22 protein-coding genes are annotated in these 22,577 nt (G+C 47.8%); 1 reads left to right on the forward strand and 21 read right to left on the reverse strand.

Annotated features, from left to right (window positions below; translation table 11 throughout):
* Positions 1-435: 435 nt before the first annotated feature.
* A complete protein-coding gene (locus BLS14_RS30665) occupies positions 436-993 on the reverse strand; it encodes a hypothetical protein (protein ID WP_342671838.1) in 558 nt (185 codons plus the stop codon).
* A gap of 77 nt (positions 994-1,070) precedes the next feature.
* Here BLS14_RS30665 and BLS14_RS30670 point away from each other — a divergent pair, with 77 nt between their 5' ends.
* Positions 1,071-1,670, forward strand: coding sequence for a TetR/AcrR family transcriptional regulator (locus BLS14_RS30670; protein WP_063568393.1), 600 nt, complete (start codon positions 1,071-1,073; stop codon positions 1,668-1,670).
* 150 nt (positions 1,671-1,820) lie between these two features.
* Here BLS14_RS30670 and BLS14_RS30675 read toward each other — a convergent pair whose 3' ends face one another.
* From BLS14_RS30675 to hpt, 20 genes are all read right to left on the reverse strand, one after another.
* The gene (locus BLS14_RS30675; protein WP_063568394.1) at positions 1,821-3,158 is read right to left on the reverse strand and encodes a TrkH family potassium uptake protein; all 1,338 of its coding nucleotides are present in this window, start codon (positions 3,156-3,158) and stop codon (positions 1,821-1,823) included.
* Positions 3,159-3,348: 190 nt separating this feature from the next.
* Entirely contained in the window at positions 3,349-4,866 is a 1,518-nt protein-coding gene (lysS, locus tag BLS14_RS30680; protein ID WP_072735838.1) for a lysine--tRNA ligase, read from the reverse strand.
* Positions 4,867-4,987: 121 nt separating this feature from the next.
* Entirely contained in the window at positions 4,988-5,464 is a 477-nt protein-coding gene (gene greA / locus BLS14_RS30685; RefSeq protein WP_053778901.1) for a transcription elongation factor GreA, read from the reverse strand.
* Between the two features lie 244 nt (positions 5,465-5,708).
* Positions 5,709-6,728 (reverse strand): tRNA dihydrouridine synthase DusB, encoded by a 1,020-nt coding sequence (gene dusB, locus BLS14_RS30690; protein ID WP_090811973.1) that lies wholly within the window; start codon positions 6,726-6,728, stop codon positions 5,709-5,711.
* Between the two features lie 113 nt (positions 6,729-6,841).
* Positions 6,842-7,045, reverse strand: a complete 204-nt coding sequence (locus BLS14_RS30695; protein WP_063568397.1) for a helix-turn-helix domain-containing protein — start codon at positions 7,043-7,045, stop codon at positions 6,842-6,844.
* The gene (folK, locus tag BLS14_RS30700; RefSeq protein ID WP_072735836.1) at positions 6,997-7,545 is read right to left on the reverse strand and encodes a 2-amino-4-hydroxy-6-hydroxymethyldihydropteridine diphosphokinase; all 549 of its coding nucleotides are present in this window, start codon (positions 7,543-7,545) and stop codon (positions 6,997-6,999) included. Before folK ends, BLS14_RS30695 begins: the two co-directional genes overlap by 49 nt.
* A gap of 9 nt (positions 7,546-7,554) precedes the next feature.
* Positions 7,555-7,917, reverse strand: coding sequence for a dihydroneopterin aldolase (gene folB, locus BLS14_RS30705; RefSeq protein WP_053778905.1), 363 nt, complete (start codon positions 7,915-7,917; stop codon positions 7,555-7,557).
* Positions 7,918-8,019: 102 nt separating this feature from the next.
* Positions 8,020-8,883, reverse strand: coding sequence for a dihydropteroate synthase (gene folP, locus BLS14_RS30710; protein WP_090955690.1), 864 nt, complete (start codon positions 8,881-8,883; stop codon positions 8,020-8,022).
* A complete protein-coding gene (locus BLS14_RS30715) occupies positions 8,880-9,764 on the reverse strand; it encodes an aminotransferase class IV (protein WP_090955692.1) in 885 nt (294 codons plus the stop codon). The genes folP and BLS14_RS30715 overlap by 4 nt, the downstream gene beginning before the upstream one ends.
* A gap of 2 nt (positions 9,765-9,766) precedes the next feature.
* Positions 9,767-10,342 (reverse strand): aminodeoxychorismate/anthranilate synthase component II, encoded by a 576-nt coding sequence (gene pabA / locus BLS14_RS30720; RefSeq protein WP_063567564.1) that lies wholly within the window; start codon positions 10,340-10,342, stop codon positions 9,767-9,769.
* Between the two features lie 48 nt (positions 10,343-10,390).
* Positions 10,391-11,962, reverse strand: coding sequence for an anthranilate synthase component I family protein (locus BLS14_RS30725; protein ID WP_079697643.1), 1,572 nt, complete (start codon positions 11,960-11,962; stop codon positions 10,391-10,393).
* Between the two features lie 141 nt (positions 11,963-12,103).
* Complete coding sequence (cysK, locus tag BLS14_RS30730) at positions 12,104-13,042, reverse strand: cysteine synthase A (RefSeq protein ID WP_063567563.1); 939 nt, start codon at positions 13,040-13,042, stop codon at positions 12,104-12,106.
* A 338-nt stretch (positions 13,043-13,380) separates the two neighbouring features.
* The gene (locus BLS14_RS30735) at positions 13,381-14,331 is read right to left on the reverse strand and encodes a peptidyl-prolyl cis-trans isomerase (protein ID WP_072735833.1); all 951 of its coding nucleotides are present in this window, start codon (positions 14,329-14,331) and stop codon (positions 13,381-13,383) included.
* A gap of 24 nt (positions 14,332-14,355) precedes the next feature.
* Complete coding sequence (hslO, locus tag BLS14_RS30740; protein ID WP_072735832.1) at positions 14,356-15,246, reverse strand: Hsp33 family molecular chaperone HslO; 891 nt, start codon at positions 15,244-15,246, stop codon at positions 14,356-14,358.
* Positions 15,247-15,341: 95 nt separating this feature from the next.
* Positions 15,342-16,112, reverse strand: coding sequence for a type III pantothenate kinase (locus BLS14_RS30745; protein ID WP_072735831.1), 771 nt, complete (start codon positions 16,110-16,112; stop codon positions 15,342-15,344).
* Positions 16,113-16,118: 6 nt separating this feature from the next.
* Entirely contained in the window at positions 16,119-16,985 is an 867-nt protein-coding gene (gene nadC, locus BLS14_RS30750) for a carboxylating nicotinate-nucleotide diphosphorylase (RefSeq protein ID WP_090955694.1), read from the reverse strand.
* The gene (nadB, locus tag BLS14_RS30755) at positions 16,982-18,601 is read right to left on the reverse strand and encodes an L-aspartate oxidase (RefSeq protein WP_090955697.1); all 1,620 of its coding nucleotides are present in this window, start codon (positions 18,599-18,601) and stop codon (positions 16,982-16,984) included. Before nadB ends, nadC begins: the two co-directional genes overlap by 4 nt.
* Positions 18,602-18,637: 36 nt before the next feature.
* Complete coding sequence (gene nadA, locus BLS14_RS30760) at positions 18,638-19,576, reverse strand: quinolinate synthase NadA (RefSeq protein WP_024633731.1); 939 nt, start codon at positions 19,574-19,576, stop codon at positions 18,638-18,640.
* 298 nt (positions 19,577-19,874) lie between these two features.
* On the reverse strand, positions 19,875-21,920 hold the full coding sequence (ftsH, locus tag BLS14_RS30765) for an ATP-dependent zinc metalloprotease FtsH (RefSeq protein ID WP_063567558.1): 2,046 nt from the start codon (positions 21,918-21,920) through the stop codon (positions 19,875-19,877).
* A 101-nt stretch (positions 21,921-22,021) separates the two neighbouring features.
* The gene (gene hpt, locus BLS14_RS30770; RefSeq protein WP_024633729.1) at positions 22,022-22,561 is read right to left on the reverse strand and encodes a hypoxanthine phosphoribosyltransferase; all 540 of its coding nucleotides are present in this window, start codon (positions 22,559-22,561) and stop codon (positions 22,022-22,024) included.
* Positions 22,562-22,577: the final 16 nt, after the last annotated feature.

A 22,577-nucleotide genomic window follows, 5' to 3' on the forward strand; every position in this document is an offset into this window, starting at 1 on the left:
CAGTCCGAAGACGTGTACCGATTTCTCAGCGTCGATCTTGCAAGCAAGATCGTTACTCACTCGTTGTTCAGTTTTCAAAGATCAAACTTGTTTCACTGCCGTGTGTTGTTCACCTCAGCAACTTTTATATCTTATCACATCCGAACCAACTTTGCAAGCTCTTTTTTTAAGTTTCTTTCGAAGCTTATTTCATTCGCTTGCCGCACCTTGTTTCTCATGTTTTCTTGGCCGGAATTAGAATATACCATGTAGAGATTCGGAACGCAAGCTTTATTTTCAATAAATTATATTCAGTCTCTCGTATAGCTATTCACTTAATGCCGGAGTTATTTAAGATCCCTTCAATCCTTATTAAACACTCTCTTCCCAGAACATGTGATTCACCTTTCCTCCATGGATAATCCGCATGTTCCTCCCGCCCTATCCGATTATATGTTACTTCAATTTCTCCACAGGCATCTTTCGCGGCCATAAGCTATAACTGAAGCTGATTATAAAATCGATCCCCAGTATAATCCCCCATACTCTTATGAGATTAGAAAATGCCGCAGTACGCTCCGTATCCCCAATCCACCAGATCATCGCGAGCAAGAACAAGCTACCTATGCCCCAAGCCAATAGATGTCTAAGCCATCCCACTCTTTCACGACTAGCATGCTCGCTACCATACACCTTGCTGCTCCGAGGATTATCCCCTCCCTTAAACCAGTAAAGGAAATAACGATCAGCCCAAGCGATCATCTGATGACCATAAGCAATACTCACACCTATATATATAGCTGCAATGCCGTGAACCATACTTGCCGTAGCACCCCGTTGAAGATCCATCACCGTCGCTACCATAAGAAGAACATCCACAATGGGCGTTGCCATTAACAGCGCGACCCCTGTCCGTTTCATCCCAAACAGATAACGCACACTTAGACCTGAAGCGACAAATACCCAGAAGGCAATCTCACATCCAATAATAAAATAGGCAATCAAACGATCCACTCCTTTTATAATACGAATGTATTAAATATAATTTAACACGTTTGTATTATAATAATCAACAATGATATAATCTTTTTATGCCTAAAATAGTTGATCACGATAAACAACGTCTGCTCGTAGCCGAAGCGGCTTGGCGTGTCATCCGAAGAGATGGCATGGAACAGGCCTCCGTTCGAAATATTGCGGTAGAAGCTGGAATATCGGCCGGGTCTATGCGCCACTACTTTTCAACCCAATCAGAACTACTCCTATACGCAATGAATCTGGTATCCGAACGTGTATCGAATCGAATCACACAGATTTCCTTTGATGCATCTCCTTTGGAGAATATGAAGCTTCTGTTGTTAGAACTCTTGCCAAGTACGGATGAAAAAATGGCCGAAATGGAGGTGTGGTACGCTTTTACAGCCAAGTCCAAGACTGACCCTGTTCTCAAAGAGCATGCCGACAAAGTATATGATGAACTCAGACACGCGATGGCTAAAGTTATCACCTACCTCATGGAACTCAATCTCTGCCGAACAGACATCGACAAGGAACTGGAAATTGAAAGGCTGTACGCACTGGTCGACGGTTTGGGTATTCATGCGATTCTTCGTCCTGACCAGATGAACACCAAGATTATGGAGAACATCCTTACCACACATCTTGCAACGTTATGCCGGGATGCAGAATAACATTCGATCCCATAATTAAATACAGCTCAATCCTTCGTACCAGCAAGAAACAAGTAATTGCTTCTATGAAACAAAAAAACCGTCAGGCATTAGTTGTAACTAACCTATTCCATGATAGGGTTAGTCCTAGATGCGTGACGGTTTTTCTTTTTATCCAATAATAATCCGGCCCTCCGGATGGCGATACAGCTTTTTCTCTTTGCGCGGACGAAGCGCGTATGCAATGGTTAGTGGTCCAATACGTCCGATAAACATCGTGAAGGCGATAATCACTTTTCCCCATACCGTTAATTCATGTGTTACTCCCACCGACAGACCTACTGTCCCAATCGCCGAGGCCGCTTCAAACATAAGTGAAAGGAACGGTGCATCCTCTGTGGTAAGTAGTAGCATTACTACAACCATGAATATGATCAAGGAAACCATAATAATCGTCAATGCTCTCATCAGCAAATCTTTCGGAACACGCTGACGGAAAAATACAATATCTTTATTGCCACGAATCATGGCATACACCGCTCCAATCATGATCAGGAACGTTGTCGTCTTGATCCCACCCCCGGTTGATCCCGGAGATGCCCCAATGAACATCAACAGAATGAAGAAGAACTGAGTGGCCTGCCTCATCTCGGTAATATCAATGGTGCTCGTACCCGACGAACGTGTAGAGACCGATTGGAAGAACGAGGCGTATATCTTTTCACTCCAACTTAGAGACGCCAGTGTGTGTCCATTGGTGAACTCAAATACAAACAGTACAATTGCTCCAATACCAATCAGTGCACCTGATACGGACAATACCAGTTTGGACTGCAACGATAAGCGACGGCGCTTGCGGAACTCAAACAAATCATTCAGCACCACAAAGCCGAGTCCACCCGATACAACCAGCACGGAAGCTGTCAGGTTAAACAACCAGTCCCCTGTATAATACTGAAAACTGTTGCCAAACAGATCGAAACCACCATTATTAAATAATGAAACCGAGTGAAACGCCCCATAGTATACCGCCTGCCAAAAGGGCATCTCCGTTGCCCAGCGTAGTGCCAATATAACAGCAGCCACCCCTTCAATGGTAAACGAAAAAATGAGCACTTTGCGGATAATACGTACAATGCCTTCCATACTGTCAGCGTTGATAGCCTCTTTCAGCAGAAGCCTGTCCTTTAGCGAGATACGCTTACCCAATACTAATGCAAACAACGTTGCGATGGTCATGAAGCCAAGTCCACCTAGCTGCATAAGCACCATAATCACGATTTGACCAAACAGGTTGAAAGTCGTCCCTACATCCACAACGACCAGCCCGGTTACACATGCAGCAGAGGTAGAAGTAAAAAGCGCATCAATAAACGCCAAATGCTCGCCGCTTTGATTGGAGATAGGTAACATGAGCAGAATCGTACCGATCATGATAATAAGCATAAAACCACCAACCAGAATCAATGGGGGTGATAGGAATTTAGCAATGTGAAGCCTAAACTTCATGGAGGGCACCTCTTTTAACATAATACAAGCAGGTAGGCGAACAAATTCTGTCACCACACTTTGGTAAGACATGTTGTTTCGACGAATCTGTCACTTCGATGCCTATGTAAACCTAAAGAGGAACTTGCCACCAGCATCATACTGAACGGCAGGTTCCTCTTCTATTATGAACGAGTTAAACGTTCCTTATTTAATCCTGTGTACGAGGACGCATATGCGGGAAGAGCAGTACGTCACGAATAGACGGCGAGTTGGTCAACAACATGATCAGACGGTCAATACCGATCCCCAGTCCACCTGTTGGTGGCATACCATATTCGAGCGCACGGATGAAATCATCATCCATTTCGTGTGCTTCGTCGTTCCCGTGTTCTTTCTCCAGCAATTGTGCCTCAAAGCGCTGACGTTGATCGATTGGATCATTCAGCTCCGTAAATGCATTTGCATGCTCACGTCCAACGATAAACAGCTCGAAGCGGTCCGTGAAACGTGGATCTGAATCGCTCTTCTTCGCCAGCGGAGAAATCTCAACCGGGTGCCCCATAATAAAGGTTGGTTGAATCAATGTCTCTTCTACAAAATGTTCGAAGAATGCATTCAGAATATGACCAAATGTCATATGCTTTTCAACCGGAACTTTATGTTCTTTCGCCAAACGATGAGCTTCCTCGTTCGTCATGTGCACGGAGAAGTCCACGCCTACAACTTCCTTAACCGCGTCTACCATCGTTACACGGCGCCATTGTGGTGTAAGATCCACTTGATAGTCTGCATATTGGATAACTTGCGTACCAAGCACTTCCTGTGCGATGTGAGCAACAAGATTCTCAGTCAAACGCATAATATCCTGATAATCGGCATATGCCTCATAAAGTTCAATCATTGTGAACTCAGGGTTATGACGTGTCGACATCCCTTCATTACGGTATACACGGCCGATCTCATATACCTTCTCCAGACCGCCTACAATCAGACGTTTCAGGTGAAGCTCAATCGCAATCCGCATGTACAATTCCATATCAAGCGCATTATGATGCGTGATGAATGGACGCGCAGCGGCACCACCAGCGATGGTGTGCAGCGTCGGAGTTTCGACTTCCAGATAGCCCAGAGAATCTAGGTAACGGCGCATCGACTGAATGATTTTGGAACGAGTAATGAAGGTCTGCTGCACCTCACGATTCATAATCAGGTCAACATAGCGCTGGCGGTAACGCAGCTCTACATCCGCGAGTCCATGATATTTATCCGGAAGTGGGTAAAGTGACTTGGACAATACTTCGAGATTTTGAACTTTAACCGAAGTTTCACCTGTCTTGGTTTTGAAGATTACCCCAGAGACACCTACAATATCCCCTAAATCGAGCAGGCTGAACGCGGCGTATTTGTCTTCCGGTACAGTATCCTGACGAACATAGATCTGGATTCTGCCGCTCAGGTCCTGAATATGTGCAAAGCTCGCTTTACCCATTCCCCGCTTCGCCATAATCCGTCCGGCAATACTGACTTCGATGTGCTTCTCTTCCAGCTCTTCCTTGGTCAGTTCTTCATACTTCTTCAGAATGGAGCCGGCTTCTTCCGTACGTACGTATTTTTGGCCAAAAGGGTCGATCCCCAATTTGCGGAGCTCGTCCAATTTGTCGCGGCGAATTTGTAAAAGCTCACTTAGTTCGGTTTCGGTTTCCTGATTCAAGACTTCATCCGTCATGATCTATATTCATCTCCTTATTTACATTGCAGGCATCTTCAGAGGTATTCTGCCTCAAATGTTGAAAAAAGCTTCCCTAAGGAAGCTTTTGTCTCTGTACCCGACTGCTTCATTGCTTATATTACTTTTTGATGTCTACAATTTTATATTGAATTACGCCAGCAGGCACACTTACATCAACAACCGTACCTTTTTTCTTGCCCAGAATGGCTTTGCCAACAGGGCTTTCGTTCGATATTTTGTTTTGCAGCGGATTGGACTCCGCAGAACCTACAATCGTATATTCCGTGATATCACCGAATTCCAGATCTTCTACAGTGACTGTTGCACCCACGCTTACAGCTTCGGTATCGATCTCGTCGCTGTTGATAATCCGTGCGTTCCGAAGCAATTTCTCCAACGTAATAACGCGGCCTTCAATGAAAGCCTGTTCGTTCTTCGCGTCTTCGTATTCGGAGTTTTCACTAATATCTCCATACCCGATGGCTACCTTAATCCGTTCAGCCACTTCGCGGCGCTTCACTGATTTCAGCATTTCCAGTTCTTCTTCAAGCTTCTTAAGACCCTCTGGTGTAAGGATAACTTCCTTATCGCTCATCTCAACCGATTCTCCTGTCATGGGAATAATTTGATTGCACGGCAACGGAACCAGTGCTGTTTACAGAGCTCCGCCCGCATACATCTTCAAAACTATATGAAGTTCTCCGGAGAAACAGAACGTTCCTCCTGATGCACTAGCCTTATGACGCACATGGCGAATTTATACTGTGAAATTATAGGGTAACGGTCTCGAAAAGTCAATGTTACGCCCCCTATAGCTGTAAACGTTTTACAGCAGGAGATCAGGATGCATTTTCGGCTAGTGCTGGTTCTGACTCCAGATTGCCTTCCATATGCAGCTGGCCTACAAAGTTCTCCAGAATGTGCACCATCTCATCACGTTTGGTTTCTTCCATAATAACGTCTTTGATACGGGCAGATCCTTTCAGACCTTTCAGATACCAAGCCAGGTGTTTACGCATCTCGCGAACAGCAACAGCCTCACCCTTCAGTGCTATCAGACGGTCCATATGCAATATGGCAACCCGAATCTTCTCTTCCCCATTCGGGTCAGGAAGCAGTTCCCCGGAACTCAAGTATTGAATGGTCCGATACAACATCCATGGGTTACCCAGGGCGGCACGACCGATCATAACTCCGTCACAACCCGTTTCATCCAACATACGACGGGCATCTTCCGGTGAAGATACATCTCCGTTCCCGATAACCGGGATGGAGACAGCCTCTTTGACATTTTTGATGTGTGACCAGTCCGCTGTGCCTGTGTAGAGCTGCTCACGTGTACGGCCGTGAACACTTACCGCTTGTCCGCCAGCACGTTCAACCGCAAGTGCATTCTCAACTACGTAGATATGCTCGTTATCCCAGCCGATCCGCATCTTGACTGTAACGGGCTTATCTACAGCGTCCACAACAGCAGATACCATTTCATAAATTTTGTTCGGATCAAGCAACCAGCGTGCACCTGCATCACAGCTCGTCACTTTTGGCACAGGGCATCCCATGTTGATGTCGATGATGTCAGCATTGGTTTCTTTGTCCACAATTTTGGCTGCTTCTACGAGGGCTTGACGATCTCCCCCCCAAATTTGCAGGCTCAGCGGTTTCTCACGCTCATCTACAAATAACATCTCACGTGTACGCTTGTTACCATGCACGATGGCTTTGCCACTAACCATCTCCGCACATACGAGGCCTGTTCCAAATTCTTTTGCGATCAGACGAAAAGCCGGATTACACACGCCAGCCATCGGCGCAAGTACAACCTGGTTTTTCATTTCAATGTCACCAATTTTAAGCATGGTAGTCGTTCCACTCCTTTTTAAATCCGACTCTTGCATGAATCCTGGTTGTGTTTTAGTTTGTATAAAATAAACGAATAATGACGATATTTTCTTATTAGTAAAAAGCGACCTTAGTTCCCCTGTAACTCCTCAATGCTGATCGACAGCACCCCGGCAATTAGATTCAGCTCCCGTTCAACTACCTTGCGGTTGCCTCGTTCAATCATACCCAGAATGGCCAGCGATATGCCCGTCTCAGCAGCGAGTTCCTGTTGTGTTAAACCTTTCAGCTTCCGGAAAGCCCGGATTCGATTGGCCAATTGCACGTTTTCCAAAGCTGTATTCCATCCTTTCCATCCAGTACAGACAACGATGATTGTACAAAGGTATACAAACCTGAATGCTCATCTTCGGTTACGATATCAGCCAGTGGCACCAATACAAACGCCCGTTCACCCATCCGTGGATGTGGTAATTGCAGCCGGTCGGTATCACTCGTCTCTCCATCCATCCAAAGCAGATCCAAATCGACTGTACGAGGGCCCCAACGGATATCACGAACCCGCCCAAGCCGTGTTTCAATATCCAGCAGTTCCGTGAGCAGCTGCTCCGGCAAAAGTATAGTCTGTACCGCAGTTGCCATATTCAGAAACGCTGGCTGGTCCACATAACCTACCGGCTCCGTTTCATATAGCGCAGAACAGCGCAAGACAGATATATGAGGATGTGCATCCAGCAACGTTAACGCCTCAAGCAGCGTCTGTTCCCGGTCACCCAAATTAGCCCCTAAAGCAATATAAGCCTCTGAAGATTCAGAGGTCGAATGTGCAATCATGATCGGTTCTCACTTTCTTGTGCGGCGAAGCTCTACAGTTACGCCCCCAAAATGAATATCGAAAGGCGGATGCGGCTTCGTCACCTTGACTGTCAGTGCATTGATAATAGTATAAGTGTCTAGTAAAGAAGATGCAATATGTTCGCCCAAAGCTTCAATTAACTGGAATGATTTATTTTCAACGATCTGTTTGACCAGCTCATGGATCTCCGCATAATTAATGGTTTTGGTTAAATCATCGTTACGCCCAGCCTCACCCAGATCCATATCGATCTCCAAATCAATATAATAACGCGCCCCCAGCTTCCGTTCCTCGGCAAATACGCCGTGATATCCGTAATACTCCATTCGATGCATTACCATTCTATCCATAAGTTCCGCCTGCCCTCTATATATAATGAATTCATGGTTCGATGTTTGTTCTTATTGCAAAACGCTGCGCTTCCACTGCACGGGTCACTTGACCCGCCAGCATCATTTCCTCCGCAAGCCTGGAGATGCATACAACATGGCATCACACATGTCCACCGTGCGCCGAATCGGCTTCACATCATGGACCCGGACCATCTGGCATCCTTGGGCTATGCCAAAAGCAACCGTAGCGGCTGTACCCTCCAGCGCATCATCCGCCTGTACCTGTAAGGTGTTCTGGATGAACCTTTTACGCGAGGTGGCAAGCAGAACGGGATAGCCCATCTCATTGAGCAACCCGAGCGATGACATGAGCACTAGGTTTTCGTTCAGATCTTTCACGAAGCCAATGCCCGGGTCCAGAATAATCTGATCGGGATGTACTCCGGCCTCTAGCGCAATCTGTATACTCTCCTCAAGATTACGGACTACATCAACCAAATAGTTGGTATAGTCTCGTTCTTGCCGGTTGTGCATTAGGATCAGAGGACATCCCAGTTCTGCCGCAGTGCGTGCCATCTCCGGGTCAGCCTTGGCACCCCACACATCATTGATGATGTGCGCTCCAGCCTGAATAGCCTGGCGAGCGACATCCGCTTTATAGGTGTCTACCGATATCGGAATATGTGGAGCCTGCTGCCGCAGTGCTTCAATGACCGGAATGATCCGGCTGAGCTCTTCATCAGCGCCAACGATATCTGAACCTGGACGTGTAGATTCCCCGCCAATATCAATGAGATCCGCGCCGTCTTCCATCATCTGAATGGCGTGAGCCACCGCTCGCTCCACACTGTTATAACGCCCCCCATCCGAGAAGGAGTCCGGTGTGACATTCAGAATGCCCATAATAAGTGTACGTGTACCAAGTTTTAGCTCTGCTGGCCCCCACGCATAATTCCGTTCATAAATGACTGGTGTAAGTGTCATGAAGTATACCCCGCTTTCTGCCGGTACATACCCAGAAGCGTTTCTGTAACCGGGCCTATATGTCCGCTGCTGATTACTGTTTCTGTTCCATCCTGATCCCTCAACGTAGTAACTGGAACGAGTTCAGCAACAGAGCCTGTCAAAAAGATCTCATCTGCCTGTAACAGCTCCTCCCAAGGGAACAATCCTTCCTGGCAAGGTATTCCTTGGTGAACTGCAAGCTCCAGTACAACGGCTCTGGTGATTCCCGGCAAAATGCCAGTCGCAAGTGAAGGCGTGTAGAGTACGCCCTGTCTCACCCAGAACACATTACTGACAATCCCCTCAGCTATGTAGCCATCTCGAGTTAATTGCAGACCTTCCGCACTTTGTACATGCTGCCCGTATCCGTTCAGTTCCCGTTTCGCCAAGATGCTGTTCATGTAATGCAGCGATTTGAACCGCACTTCTCCTTCAGGCGTGTTACGGGGCGTCGACAGACGTTGAAGCATTTTACCATTTTCATATAGAGATGGAGAGGGTCCAGGTAGTGCTTTTGCCAATACGATATGATTGGGTTTCACATAATCCCCCGAAGGTAGCCCCAGCGGGGCTTCGCCCGCAGATACCGTATATCGCACATAGGCATCCTGGAGTTCGTTAGCAAGCAGCACACTTTTGATCCATTCCGTTACCTCCGCTGCTGTTGCTGTGAAAGGAATGCCCAGTTCACGACACCCTGCAGCCATCCGCTCCAAATGACGTTCCAGCAGAAAAGGAACTCCCTGATACGTTCGAAACGTCTCGAACAATCCGAGTCCGTACAAAAAGCCGTGATCCGTCACCGGAACCACGGCTGCCGCCATATTGACCAATTCTCCGTTTATCGCGGCATATTTCATCTCTATACCTTTACCTGCTGAGACAGGAAGTTACGCAGCATTTGATGACCGTGATCCGTAATGATGGATTCGGGATGGAACTGAACACCTTCAATCGCATATTCCTTGTGACGCAAGCCCATAATCTCGCCTTCCGCCGTCTCGGCCGTAATCTCCAGACAATCTGGCAGACTGCTGCGCTCCACGATCAGAGAGTGATACCGCGTTGCCGTAAAGGGAGATGGTAATCCGGTAAATACGGATGTTCCGTTATGGTGCATCTCCGATGTTTTGCCATGCATCATGCGGTCCGCACGAATAACATTACCTCCGAAAGCCTGTCCAATCGCCTGATGTCCCAGACATACGCCAAAGATCGGAATACTACCCTTGAATTGATCAATGACCGCCAGACTAATGCCTGCCTCATTCGGAGTACAAGGACCGGGTGAGATCAAAATATGATCAGGTGCCAATGCCTCGATGCCTGCCAGATCAATTTCATCGTTACGGCGAACTTCCACCGTCTCCCCCAGTTCACCCAGATATTGAACCAGGTTGTACGTGAAGGAATCATAATTGTCGATAACCAGTATCATATCGTTGTTCCTCCTGTTCTTCCGTCCACACAGGGGACGGCTGCTTGATTATTTTAATTTAACGGCTTCAGCTTCCTCGCTGTAATTCACAGCCCTCATCATGGCTCTTGCTTTGTTCCGGCACTCCTTATATTCCCGATATGGATCGGAGTCAATAACGATACCTGCTCCTGCCTGTACATATCCCACTCCATCTTTAATGGAAAGTGTACGAATGATGATGTTCAATTCCATATTGCCACTGTAGTCCAGCCACCCAATCGATCCTGTATACGGTCCACGACGCACAGGCTCCAGTTCTTCAATGATTTCCATGGTGCGAACTTTGGGTGCACCCGTAATCGTTCCACCTGGGAACGTAGCTGCGATTACATCAAATACGGATAGTCCCTCGGCCAGCGTTCCCTCAACTTGAGACACCAGATGCATAACATGCGAATACTTCTCGATCGTCATCAGTTCAGGCACATGCACTGATCCATAAGCTGCAATTCGTCCGATATCATTCCGCTCCAGATCGACCAGCATAATATGTTCTGCCCGCTCCTTCTCACTGTTCAGCAGCTCAGCGGCCATCAACTCATCCTCAGCTTCATCCCGGCCTCTTCTCCTTGTTCCTGCGATCGGACGAGCACTCACCTTGCCATGATCCACTTTGACTAGCAATTCAGGCGAACCGCTCACCAGTTGGAAATCCGGACTACGCAGCAATCCCATGTAGGGAGAGGGATTTACTAGACGAAGCCATTCATAGATGTGCTCTGCACTGGACTTGAGACGTTTTTCCTGCCGCAAGGACAGATTCACTTGAAACACATCCCCCTGCCGGATATATTCCTGCACTGTACGTACCGCCTGCTCAAAGTCCTCTTGAGGAAAGGAGGTGTGCCATCCTTCCGTTTCCCGCTCCGAATCCGCTGATTGCGCAGTGAGATGAATGTGGCTATGGCGATGCTCCAATGCCTGCTGCTGCTCTTCCGCCTGGGCAAAGCCCAGAATATGCAGCCATCGCTGCTGCATGGCTGCTGCTCGCTCTTCTGCTTCTGCGTACAGCTTGCGAAGCTGAGCTTCATCCTGATCCGGCTGTACAGCCAGATGAACCATGCAGAACAGCGCCTGCTGTTCATGATCATACGCCCATATTTCTTCAAATCGCATCCACCAATAATCCGGAAGTGCCGGGTTATCTTCTGCCAAGGTTGGCAGCTTTTCCAGGGATCTGGCTACGTCATAGCTTAGATAGCCTGCACATCCACCACCAAAGTCTGGAGCCCCGCTCACCTTTGGTGCCCTGTATGGCGCAGCCCACCTTTTTAATACTTCAAGTGGTTTACCACCGTCCGTTCGGGTACCGCCTTGAATAAGATCATGAATAACAGCTTCGTTGCCCTTGCCGGAGATAACGGATACCGGGTTTAATCCCAGAAAGGTATACCTTCCGCCTTTACCATTCTCCAACACCATTGCATAGGGTGACGCCTGCTGCCAGGCTGCTTCCCACGTTAACGGTAAACCGCCATGATACGGTCCCTTATCCGACTTAATCATATACGGCATCATGGTCCAACCTTTTCCGGCCCACTCTGTCCAGTCGGCGTATGTTGTCATCAGGTGTGTCATTGCGGTTTGCCGCCCTCCATCTGTCACTAGTTCTATTGTCTGATAGTATACTAAAGCGCCGCTGCTTTTAAAAGCATTCAGCAAAAAATCCTCCACACCCGGCATGCGGGCAAGGAGGATTTGTTTCATCACTTGTTAGGCTTAAGCTTCGAAGTTGTAAAGTGGCGTACTGAGGTAACGTTCGCCGTTACTTGGAACGATCACGACAACGCGTTTGCCTGCACCCAACTGTTTAGCCACTTGCAGACCTGCGCGGATGGCTGCACCGGAAGAAATACCGGATAGAATACCTTCTTCCTTCGCTACCTGACGAGCCGTCTCGAACGCATCATCATTCTCGATGTGAATGATCTCGTCATAGATTTCCTGATCAAGAATCTCAGGAATAAAGTTAGCACCGATCCCTTGAATTTTGTGAGGACCCGGTTTGCCACCTGCCAAGATTGGCGAAGCTGCCGGTTCAACGGCAACGATTTTAATCCCAGGGTATGATTCCTTCAATACTTCACCTGTACCTGTAATCGTTCCGCCTGTACCGATTCCTGCAACGAAAGCATCCAACGTACCGCCTACAGATTGAATGGCTTCAACAATCTCAGGGCCAGTCGTTTCACGGTGGATCTTCACGTTAGCTTTATTTTTAAATTGCTCAGCCATGAAATAAGATGGATTTTCCTTAAGCAATTCCTCAGCTTTTTTAACTGCACCATTCATACCTTCGGCTCCCGGTGTGAGCACAAGCTCAGCTCCATAGGCGCGAAGCAGGTTACGACGCTCCATGCTCATCGTTTCCGGCATAACAATAACAGACTTATAGCCTTTGGCTGCAGCCACCATAGCCAGTCCAATTCCTGTGTTACCACTTGTTGCTTCGATAATGGTATCACCCGGTTTCAGCTTGCCTTCTTTTTCCGCTTCTTCCACGATGCTAATCGCGATACGGTCTTTGACGCTTGAACCTGGATTCTGGTATTCCAGTTTCACGAATACTTCAGCACTGCCTTCAGGTACGATACGGTTCAGACGAACAAGCGGAGTACCTCCGATAAGTTCTGTTACGTTATTAACTACTTTAGCCATATGAATGCCCTCCTTAGTGGGATGAATACTACTTAAGTCCTGTTGCCATATACATGTGTGGCCGAGCAGCCTCTAGATGTTATAGAAGAACTTCGGAAATCCGCCTGAGTTCATTCCGTCTGCAATAAATCGGACAGAACCTGGGTTTTCGAAGATTTCTTTGTTCATATAAATGGTTTTATTCCGAGTAAATGAGTAGGTTTTTGATTATTTTTATCTTATCAACGTTACACCCTATTGTCAATATGAGTACTCAAAAAAATACTCCGCCCTGGGCCCTAAGGCCGTAGACAGAGTATTTTTATCAAGATGCAGTAGGACATTCGTTTGCAGGATAATCAGGATGCCGGAATTTCAGCGATGATGACAGCTTCATACTTGCTTCGCAGCCTTTCCTCCACCTGGGGCAGGGGATCAGCCTGGCTGAGAGCAAGCTGCATCCGAATTTCTTCGCGAACCTCTTCTGCAGGTTGCACCTGACGCTCTTGTTTGTCATTCATTTTAATGATGGCGTATCCTTCTTCCACCTTCACCGGCCCTGCAATATCGCCAACGTCCAGTTGAGCTGCAAGTTTGAGGATCGCTTCGGACTGAAACGGATCGTTCTGCTCAACCCATCCCAGACGACCACCCGCATCACGGGAGTAAGTGTCCGTCGATTCATTACGCGCAGTTTCTTCAAAGTCTGCTCCCTTGTCGAGCGCATCCAGGACTGATTCAGCCTGTTCCTCTTCCTTCAATACAATGATAGACAGATCATATTTTTCTGGGGAAACATAGTCTTCATGGTGTTCGTTCCAATAATGCTCAATATCTGCATCCTTGATCTGTATACCGCTCGTCGCGATTTTCTCAAGCAGAAGTCGGTATCCTGCCTCCAACTCAAGATCTTGCCTGGATAAACCCAGTTGGGACTGCGTCTCGTCAAAATATGCCTTCTCCGAATCATATCCATCCATGGCCGCGGCAAGTTCCTTCGCAATTTCTTTGGGAGTCACCGTCAGATTACGATCGAGCGCTTCTGCATATACAGCTTTACGATTGAGCATCTGAAGCAGCAATTCACTGCCATAGCGCCGTTTCAATGCCTCGGTCCATTCCTTGTCGGTGATGACCTCCCCATTGATCGTTGCTACCGCATTTCCCTCTTCTTGATTGGTATCCTGAGGCGAATCTGCTCCTTCACGTCCATTTCGTAAGCCTTGCACAACCATAACCGAACCCATCACCAGCATTCCAAGCGTCAAGACAATTACAGCCGTCCATAACCCTTTTTCCTGTCTTGTCATTCCGCGTCCCGTCCCCGCATAAAATCAGTTCTTGGCTTGCTCTAGGATGGTTTCAAGTTGTTCCTTGTTGAAATCGTAAGCCTCATTGCAGAATTGGCAGACCACTTCAGCCTGGCCTTCTTCCTCAATCAATTGTTCCATTTCGGATTGACCCAGACTGATCAACGTTTTCTCTACCCGCTCACGTGAACACTCACAGTGGAAATGAATATCCATTTCGTCCATGACCTGTACATCAGGCAGTACGCGACGAAGCAGTGCTTCCAGTTCAAGCCCCTCAGCCAACAGAGACGTCACTGGCGGCATTGTACCAATGGCATTTTCAATCACCGTAATCTCATCATCCATCAAACCTGGAAGCAACTGTACAATGAATCCACCGGCTACAATAACCGAATTATCGGTATCCACTAGTACACCAACGCCTACAGCAGAAGGCGTCTGCTCCGATTTGGCAAAATAGTACGTAAAGTCTTCGCCAAGTTCCCCTGAAATAATCGGCACACTGCCGCGATAAGGCTCTTTCAGCCCCAAATCCTTCGTTACGTTCACGAATCCCTCTGTTCCGACTGCGCCAGCAACGTCCAGTTTGCCCATACTGTTGCTCGGCAGATGTACATGCGGATTGCTTACATAGCCACGAACTTCACCCTTCGCATTAGCATCGGCAACAATCTGTCCAATGGGGCCGTCGCCTTTGACTTGAATTGTCAGCTTCTCTTCTCCCTTAAGCATAGCCCCCATAATGGATGCTGCTGTAACCGTACGCCCCATAGCTGCTGTAGCCGTGGGAAACGTATCATGTCTTCTGCGCAATTCCTCAACCAGTTCCGTCGTTTGAACAGCAAAGGCCCTAACCCGTCCGTTCATTGCTGTACCGCGAATTAACCGGTCTTGTTTGTTGTTGTTTTCCAAGTCATTCAGCCTCCTTTGGCGTAATCGCCAGTTATAGAAAAAACGGCATAACATATAAGACTGTAACCTCAGCCCGCTGTTTGCCGTCTCTGTTCTTACCTTTCCCGGTTCCGCTCATAAACGATACGCAGCCCTTCAAGCGTAAGCAGCGGATCCACTTCATCGATGCTGCGTGTTTCTTCTGCAATCAGCTTGGCAAGGCCTCCGGTTGCAATGACTCTAGGCTTGGCTCCCATTTCCTCGCGAATACGCTCCACAATGCCGTCCACCTGTCCTGCATAACCAAATATAATGCCGGCCTGCATCGCATGAATGGTGTTGCGACCAATGACTTTCTTGGGCTTCTCCAATTCAATACGAGGTAGCTTGGACGCTCGTTCATAGAGTGCTTCGGTTGCAATATGGATGCCGGGTACGATAGCCCCGCCCAGATAATTTCCTTTCTCGTCAATACAGTCAAATGTAGTCGCTGTACCAAAATCGACCACAACGAGAGGGCCGCCATACTTCTCAACGGCTGCTACTGCATTAACAATGCGATCCGCGCCAACTTCACGAGGATTCTCATACCGCAGGTTCAGGCCGGTTCGAATACCAGGCCCAACGAGTAGCGGTTTTTTGCCTACGTATTTCTCACACATGGCTTCAATCACATTCACTAGTGGTGGAACCACGGATGAGATGATCACACCTTCAATGTCGCGTGTTGAAATCCCCGACATATGAAATAAATTATAAATCAATACGCCGTATTCATCCACTGTCGACTGCCGGGATGTACTCAGGCGAAAATGGTGGAGCAACTCCCGGCCTTGATACACGCCGAGTACGATATTGCTGTTGCCCACGTCTACCACAAGAATCAAAGAGGTTCACCCCTCTTTCTTTTCGTTTAAATCCAGGCTGATATCCAGGCTCTCAAAAGAGTAGGTTAACCTGCCAACTGAAATTACATCCACTCCGCTCTCTGCAATACCACGAATGGTATTTAGCGAGACGTTGCCCGATGCCTCAACTTTCACATGCGGAGCCTGCTCACGAATAAGAGCGACGGCCTCACGCATCCGATCTGGGTGCATGTTATCCAGCATAATGATATCTGACCCAGCCTGCAAGGCTTCTCTGACCTGTTCCATGTTTTCGGTCTCTACTTCAATGGTCATTGTATGCGGAATGACGGCTCGCGCACGCTGTACCGCTTCAGTGATCCCGCCTGCGCCCTTGATGTGGTTATCCTTAATCATGACGGCATCATAGAGACCGAACCGATGATTTGCTCCGCCACCAACCCGCACTGCATATTTTTCAAGCAAGCGGTGTCCCGGTGTTGTTTTACGAGTATCGACCAGTCGTGTAGAAAGGCCTTCCAGCGCGTCAACATAAGTACGTGTACGGGTAGCGATACCAGACATGCGCTGAAGCAGGTTAAGAGCCAGACGCTCTCCTGTCAGCAAGCTATGTGTGCTTCCTTCTACCTCAGCCAGAATCGTACCATGTGTAACTGCATCACCGTCTTTTACCATTGGTGTGAACGCAAGACCAGGATCCACTACCTGAAACACGAGTTCTGCTACCGTAATTCCTGCAATGATTCCATTGTCTTTGGCATGTATAACGGCCTTGGACTGACTGCCAGCGGGAATCGTCACATTTGTTGTGACATCCCCTGCACCAATATCCTCACGAAGCCAGTTTTTGATTGATTCGATGAGTCCTTCATTATATCCGTTCAGTATCATGACATCAATTCCTCCACAATCGCTTGTTCTCGCTGCTGCAGACTATGCTTCTGCCATACGGCATCGTCACGCTGCGGGAAATCCTCACGGTAGTGGGCTCCCCGACTTTCCTCGCGGTGTAATGCTCCAGTGGTAACCAACCAGGCACAGGTCAAAAGGTTGGCATATTCCATCTCTTCTTTGTGAGTAAACTTCTGATCAAAAAATTGCAGTTCTTGTTGCAGTTTCTCTATTGCTGCTTGCAGGTTAGCGCCATTCCGGCGCAGCCCCACTTGACGCACCATCATTTTTTGCAGACGCAAGCGTCTTTCGGACACCGGCTTCTGCTCTTCCTTTATGATCCTGCGAATAGTTGTTAATGTGGGAATATTTGTCTGGAGTGAAGCAAGCGGAGGAAGGGATTGAATACGATCCACGATTCTCCGGCCAAATACGATTGCTTCAGACAGAGAGTTGCTCGCCAGGCGATTGGCTCCATGTACTCCAGTAGAAGATACCTCACCGCAGGCAAATAACCGGCCAATGCTGCTCTCCCCACTGAGATCCGTCTTCACTCCGCCCATCATGTAATGTGCAGCAGGAGCAACCGGAATCCAGTCTGTGGTCATATCCAGTCCGTATCGCATACAGGTCTCATAAATAGTAGGAAACCGATGCTTAATCATCTCCGCCGGTTCATGAGTGATATCCAAATATACAAAGGTGCTGTTTGTCGATTCCATCTCACTGACAATTGCCCGCGCGACGATATCACGTGGTGCCAGTTCAAGCTGTGCATGATACCGTTCCATGAAGCGCTCGCCTTTCACATTACGCAAATAGGCTCCTTCGCCACGTACCGCCTCGGACACCAGGAAACGTGGTGCTCCCGGATAACAAAGGGAGGTCGGGTGAAATTGAATAAACTCCATGTCCCGGACAACTGCCCCGGCACGATAGGCCATCGCCACACCATCTGCTGTAGCCACTTCCGGATTAGTCGTATATCGATACAATTGTCCAGCTCCGCCAGAGCATAGTACGGTTGCCTCTGCCTTCACAAATACTTGTGAGCCGTCAGCCTTCTGAACCAGCGCACCTACACATTCTCCCTGCTCTGTAATCAGGTCAATGACAAAATGCTCATCCCACACTTCAATCCCCGGATGTTCATTCGCCTGTGCAGCCAGTGCACGCACAATCTCATATCCCGTTGCATCCCCATTGGCATGCAAAATACGGCGGTGGCTGTGCGCACCTTCCTGCGTCAACGCCAACTCGCCGTTCTCCAGATCAAACAAAGTACCCAGTCGAATCAGTTCTTTCACTCCGTCCGGGCCCTCGTTCACCAATGCTTCGACTGCTTCGGAGCGGCATAATCCCGCTCCTGCAACAAGTGTATCCTGCAAATGGTAGGCAGGTGAATCATCCTCAGCAATAACCGCAGCGATTCCTCCCTGCGCATACCGGGTGTTACTATCCAGTAACGACTTCTTCGTGATCATCAACACACTGCGTTGTTCACTCGCCTTGATCGCAGTAAACAAACCAGCAATGCCCGAACCAATAACCAGCACATCCGTCTCCACCATCGGCAGCGCGGACAGATCAAAATCCACTAAATATTGCGGTATCATGTTATTTCACCTGTCTTGGAGCAAGAGTAGCGCATGCTACTTCACCAGTAACATGCGCTCTAGTGATTCTCTGGCTTTGTCGGCAACCGCTGGCGGTACGTAAATTTGCGGCTTCATCGTTTCCAGACATTTAACCAGCTTTTTCAAGTTGTTGACCTTCATGTTCGGGCATACGAGGAACTTGGTAGCAAAGTGGAATTGTTTATCCGGGCTATCGAGACGCAGTTGGTATCCTGTACCATCCTCGGTACCTACGATAAATTCTTTAGCGGACGAATTCTTACAATATTCCAGAATGGCGGTTGTGCTACCTACGAAGTCACCCATCTCTACAACCTCAGGACGACATTCCGGGTGAACAACGAACTCGGCATTTGGATGCTTCGCTCTCATCTCAACCACGTCTTTGACCGTCAGCATATCATGGGTATTGCAGTAACCTTCCCAGATAATCATTTTCTTGTCTGTATGTTGTTGCACATAATGTCCCAGATTTTTATCCGGTACCCAGATGATTTCATCGGAATCAACAGATTGAATGACTCTGACAGCATTGGCCGATGTACAACAGATGTCGGTCTCTGCCTTGATCTCAGCTGAAGAATTGATGTACGTTACAACTTTGGCATTCGGGTGCTGTGCTTTCAATTTACGTAAGCCTTCAACGTTCACCATGTCTGCCATTGGGCAGCCTGCACGCTCGTCGGGGATGATAACCGTTTTGTTAGGGGCAAGAATTTTAGCGCTTTCACCCATAAAATGAACCCCGCAGAAAACGATAACATCCGCATCGGTTTGTGCCGCCTTCTGGGCCAGCAAAAACGAATCTCCCCGGAAATCAGCGACCTCCTGTACCTCGTCACGTTGATAATAATGGGCAAGAATAATGGCATTACGTTCCTTCTTCAACTCCATCAGCCGCTCGCGCAGCTCCCGGTTCATCTCAGCCTTGCGCTCTAAAGCCAGAGCTTCCACCTGTGATCCTCTCCTTATCGGGACAGCCTTATACGCTGTTTCATATGGCAAATCCAAGTCGTTATTTTCGCTTGAGAAACGAATCACAAGCGGTTTAACACCTAATGTACACAACGTTCACGACTCTGTCAATAAATGAAAACGCCCCAGAACAAGGGCATAACCGCCCATTTCCTACGTGGTTCGCCCTATAGCTCCCCGTTATCATTATCTATACAATTTAAAGGAATATATAAAAAAAGAGAGCCCGAAGGCTCTCTTTGTTCATCTGCCACTATAAACAGATGGTTGTTATAAATTAAGACGTTGGCTTCGTTCCACCATCATCCGGGTCATTGCTGTTTCCTTTGTCCAGATTCGGAGCTTCGTTAGGAATATCTCCGGCTGGTGGCTCAGGCGTTTCATCTTTGCCTTGGATACGGACGCGTACATCACCGATGTTGTCGATGATCGCCTCTCCGCTTTCGCTAGGCGTGCCTTCTCCATCATTGCTGTTCTCACTTTTTGGAGTCAGGGAACCTGTCTCGATCAATTCCTTGATCTGATCCATTTCCAATGTCTCCACTTCGAGCAATGTTTGTGCGATCAGATGCATCTCTTTCGAATGTTTTACGAGCAAGTCCTTACATTTCTCGTAACAATCGTTAATGAAGCGTTGCATTTCCTGATCAATCTCATATGCGATGGAATCCGAGTAATTCTGTTCATGACCAATATCACGGCCCAGGAATACCTGTCCCTGTGAACTTCCGAATTGCATAGGACCCAATTTCTCACTCATACCGTACTCCATAACCATACTTCGAACAATACCTGTCGCTTGCTGGAAGTCACTGTATGCGCCAGTACCAATTTCACCAATGAACAATTCTTCTGCAACACGGCCCCCAAGGAGTCCCGTTATTTTGTCCAACAGCTCCTGCTTGGTTACAAGCATACGATCTTCTTTTGGCAACATGATTACATATCCACCCGCGCGTCCACGCGGAATAATGGTAACTTTATGTACCATATCGGCATGTTCCAGGAAGTAACCTACAATGGTGTGACCTGCTTCGTGGTAAGCAATGATACGTTTCTCACGATCACTGATGACACGGCTTTTCTTCTCCGTACCTACGATAACACGGTCAATCGCCTCGTCTACCTCACGCATGGAAATATCTCTGCGATTACGACGTGCCGCAAGCAATGCCGCTTCATTCAAGAGATTTTCCAAATCTGCACCGGAGAATCCGGTAGTACGCTTCGCAATAATGTCCAGCTTCACATCTTTGGTGAGTGGTTTGTTGCGTGAGTGTACTTTCAGAACCGCTTCACGACCTCTCACGTCAGGGCGATCAACCGTGATTTGACGGTCAAAACGTCCTGGACGCAGCAAGGCAGGGTCCAGAATATCAGCACGGTTCGTTGCAGCAACGATGATAATACCTTCATTGGCTCCGAATCCGTCCATTTCAACAAGCAACTGGTTGAGTGTTTGTTCACGTTCGTCGTGACCACCACCAAGACCAGCACCACGCTGACGTCCTACAGCATCGATCTCATCGATAAAGATGATACATGGGGCGTTTTTCTTCGCATTTTCAAACAAGTCACGTACACGAGATGCACCGACACCGACAAACATTTCAACGAAGTCAGAACCGGAAATACTGAAGAATGGTACACCCGCTTCACCGGCAACAGCACGAGCGAGTAAGGTTTTACCTGTACCCGGAGGACCTACAAGCAATACGCCTTTAGGAATCCGCGCACCTACTGCTGCGAATTTACGAGGGTCCTTGAGGAAGTCCACGACTTCAACCAGTTCCTGTTTCTCTTCGTCAGCACCCGCAACATCTTCAAACGTAACCCGTTTCTTCTCTTCGTTATAGAGACGAGCACGGCTTTTACCAAAGTTCATTACTTTACCGCCGCCGCCTTGAGCCTGATTAAACAGGAAGAAGAACAGCAGGAACATAATGATCAAAGGAATAAAGGAAGTCAGCAACGTCAACCAGATGCTGTCACCTTTCATAGGTTCCTGATGATATTCAAAATTGTTCGTTTCGCTTGCAGCTACAAGCTCACTAATCGCCTCATCCGTAGGAGGAATATACGTTGAGAAATTTTCTGATTTGGCCCCGTCAGGTATCTTTCTGTATTGACCGGTCACGAGGTACGTCTGACCGTTGAATTGAACCGTCAATTCAGAGACGTTGTTGGCCTTGATTGCCGTGCGCAACTGATCATATCTAGGATTATCGGTGGCTTCGCCGCCATTGCTGACGAACTGGACTATCCCCACCACAACTAAAAAAAGAATCAAATAAAAACCAGAATTCCGGATGAACCGATTCATCCCCTACCTCCTCTCGAGACACTTTAATTATTTTAACATAGCCCGACATGGCTTCTCAACAGAAGCCACCAACAGATATGGGCTTGGAACTAGCTTAAGCATTAGTTGCTGTAAACTTCCGGTTTCAGAATCCCGATGTAAGGGAGGTTCCGGTACTTCTCGGCATAATCCAAACCATAGCCAACGATGAATGCGTCCGGAATGTCAAAGCCGGTGTAATGAGCTTCAAGTTCGACTTTGCGACCTGAAGGCTTGTCAAATAGCGTAACCACACGGACGGATTCAGCACCGCGGTTCTGCAAGAGTTCGATCAGATAACTGAGCGTGAGTCCACTATCAATAATGTCCTCTACAATCAGAACCTCGCGTCCCTCGACGGATTCATCCAGATCCTTAATGATTTTAACAACGCCTGATGATTTGGTGGAAGCGCCATAACTCGATACTGCCATGAAATCCATCTCAACAGGTACCGTAATGTTCTTAACCAAATCAGCCATAAATATAAACGCACCCTTGAGCACACAAATGACCAAAGGATTGCGATTTGCATATTCGGCACTTATTGTTGCGCCTAATTCCTTGATTTTACTCTGAATTTCTTCTTCACTGATCAATACTTCCTGAATGTCGTTCTGCAACTGTGCGAACCTCCTA

Source organism: Paenibacillus sp. OK060, from assembly GCF_900101205.1.
Lineage (GTDB): Bacteria > Bacillota > Bacilli > Paenibacillales > Paenibacillaceae > Paenibacillus > Paenibacillus marchantiae.